Source organism: Pseudorhodobacter sp. (assembly GCF_030452865.1).
Classification (GTDB): domain Bacteria; phylum Pseudomonadota; class Alphaproteobacteria; order Rhodobacterales; family Rhodobacteraceae; genus Pseudorhodobacter.
The window spans coordinates 1-2,781 of the sequence record NZ_JAKDLJ010000442.1 but is presented as its reverse complement, the minus strand read 5'-3'; the positions used below and the strand labels follow the sequence as shown (position 1 = coordinate 2,781).

The following is a 2,781-nucleotide window of genomic DNA, read 5'->3' as shown; positions in this document are numbered from 1 at the left end:
CGATTGCAACACCAGATCGTGGCCGATCCCTGCCTTCTCGGTGATCTTGCGCAACTCGTCATAGCTTTTGACCTCAGCCAGCACGTTCGGCACCGATGGCACCCCCGCCTTGTTGCCTATCCGCACGGTTTCAATCTTGTTGTCCATGCTGGTGCGCAGTTTCGCCTTCGGGAACCAGACATCCGCGCCCAGTTCCTTGGCCAGTCGTTCGGTTTCCTCATCGAACATCAGGAACACGAATTTCGGCTTGCCGCCGCGCCGTTTCACGAGGTCGATGACCTCTTTGTGTTGCAACAGATAGTTGTTGATATCCTCGATCGACTGGAATTCGGCATGCGGCTGCTCTGACGGGCAAAACACGTTCGGGTGGCGGCCGTCATAACAATCGATGTAGCAGATATATTTGAAATTCTTGCACCATTCATCAATACCCAGAAGGTTGAAATTGGTGGCTGAAATGAAATAGATCGGGTCTTCGTTGCGGTGAAAGAAGCGACGGATCTCCGAGATGTTGTTGAGTTGCTTTGACATGAATTGTCCCCCTCTGTTTTATTTTAGCGGCTGATCGGTTTCGATTTGCCGGGTCAGGCATTCGTCCGTAAAGACGCGCAAGCCCAGATCAGCGCGGTAGCCGTGAATTTCGCTGACATCGAGCGCGCGCATGAAGGCCAGAATCTCACGGCTGACAACTTGCCCCGGTACCAGGATCGGAAAACCGGGCGGATAGGGAATGATGAAGCTGGCCGAAACCACATCACGGCCCTTGTCCATTTCCGCCTCGATCCCGCCTTCGAGTTCCAGGTAGTCGCAATTGTTTTCATCGTAGGAGAGGAAAAACGGTGTGCGCAGATCGCCCTCCCCGGTGTCGGCATCAGCGCAGAACGCCGGATGGAAATGCGAAAAATCGGGAAGCGGCGGGAAATCCTGCATCAGGTTCTTGACGCGTCGGTCAAAGGCAAGACGCTCCATCTTGGAGGCATCGTCCAACCTCTCATCCAACTCTTTCGCAATCTCCACCAACACTTCGATCAGATAGGCGACCGAGGATCGTGTGGTGCCGATATTGGTCATGAACAGCACGGTATTACGCGAGGTTTTGTTGATCTGGATGCCGTATTTATCCATCAAAATCTGGGTTTTGAACGTGTCGCCATTCCATCCGGTGCCGCCAACAGCAAGCGTGACGCGGGTGGCGTCCAACACGAATTCGTCCTTTTCCCAACAATCCCAAGTGTCGGTCCAACCCTGTTCGGGGCTGTAATAACTCGTCACGCCGCTTTCGCGGTGCTGTTCGGGAATCATGTCACCCGCGGTCAACACCTTGAAGTATTTCTGCAAAAGCGGATGTGTTGAAATCGCGCGCCGCATCGACATCGCAGCTTCAACCTGCCTTTGCACGAATTCAAAGCCTTCGAGTTCCACCTGCCTGCGCCCGACATCGAGCGAGGCAATAATTTGATAGTTAGGGCTGGTCGAGGTGTGAGTCATATAGGCCTCATGGAAGGCCACCTCCACCTCACCCTTGAAATCCTGATCGTTGACGTGGATCATCGAACCCTGCCGCAAACTGGTCAGAGTTTTATGCGTCGACTGCGTTGCATAAACCCGTACCCGCGCATCCGGCGGCGGGATAAGCCGGGTTTTCATCAGCGTCGCATCATCAGCGTCTTTCAGCTTTTCGGCTTGCTTGGCCCAAGCTTTTTCATGCGCGGGAGTGCGCAACTTCACCCGCAAGCTGTTGGCCGCATTCATGCCGGTGCGCTGACGATAGGTTGGCCCAAAACGCGCGAAAGCGAACCACGCCTCATCCCACAGGAAAATCAGGTCCGGTTTGATTGCCAGACATTCCTCCATCACCCGTTCGACATTGTAAACGATGCCGTCAAAGGTGCAGTTTGTCAGCAGCAGCATCCGCACTTTATCCAGCTTTCCCGCTGCTTTCAGCTTCAAAAGCTGGTGCTTGATTTCGCTTAACGGCACCGCGCCATACATGGAGTATTCGTTGAGCGGATAGCTGTCCAGGTATCGGACGCGCGCGCCCGCCAGCACCATGCCGTAATGGTGGGATTTGTGGCAATCGCGGTCCACCAGCACAATATCACCCGGTCGCACCAAGGCCTGAACCACGATCTTGTTGCAGGTGGAGGTGCCGTTGGTTGCAAAGAACGTCTGCTTTGACCCAAACGCGCGGCTCGCCAGTTCTTGCGCCTCCTTGATCGGGCCATGCGGTTCCAGCAGGCTGTCCAATCCGCCGCTGGTGGCCGAGGTTTCGGCCAGAAAGATATTCGGGCCATAGAACGCCCCCATATCCTGAATCCAATGGCTGCGGCTGATGGATTTGCCCCGGCTGATCGGCATGGCATGGAAAACGCCGGTTGGCTGCTTTGAGTATTCCTTCAACGCCGTAAAGAACGGCGTCTTGAACCGGGCCTGAACCCCGCGCAGGATGTTCAGGTGCAGTTCCATGAAGTCTTCCTGATTGTAGAAAACTCGGCGGCAGATGCCCAAATCCAGCCCCGCAATCTCCTCTACCGAGCGGTCCGTGACCAGATAGGCGTCAAGTTCGGGGCGGACCTTGGCGACGAGGCGGCACAGTTCCGCGCCGTAGTTCTGCGGCGGCAGGGCGTCGATTTCCTCGATCCCGCCCGCGCGGTTGAGGTAGCGGGTCAGGACCGAAAGTTCCATCTGGCTTTCCAGCCGCAGGCCGGGGCGCACCACGATGGCCTGAATGTTGTGGTTGAACATTATCGCGATCAACGCGTCCTGAAGCGAGGGCACGAC

1 protein-coding gene and 1 pseudogene are annotated in these 2,781 nt (G+C 55.9%); both read right to left on the bottom strand.

The window, feature by feature from the left end:
- Nucleotides 1-531, bottom strand: a pseudogene (locus tag L0H65_RS17760) (biotin carboxylase); the annotation flags it as partial.
- An 18-nt stretch (nucleotides 532-549) separates the two neighbouring features.
- On the bottom strand, nucleotides 550-2,781 hold a 2,232-nt coding region (locus tag L0H65_RS17755; protein WP_301460548.1), incomplete at its 5' end, for an aminotransferase class I/II-fold pyridoxal phosphate-dependent enzyme.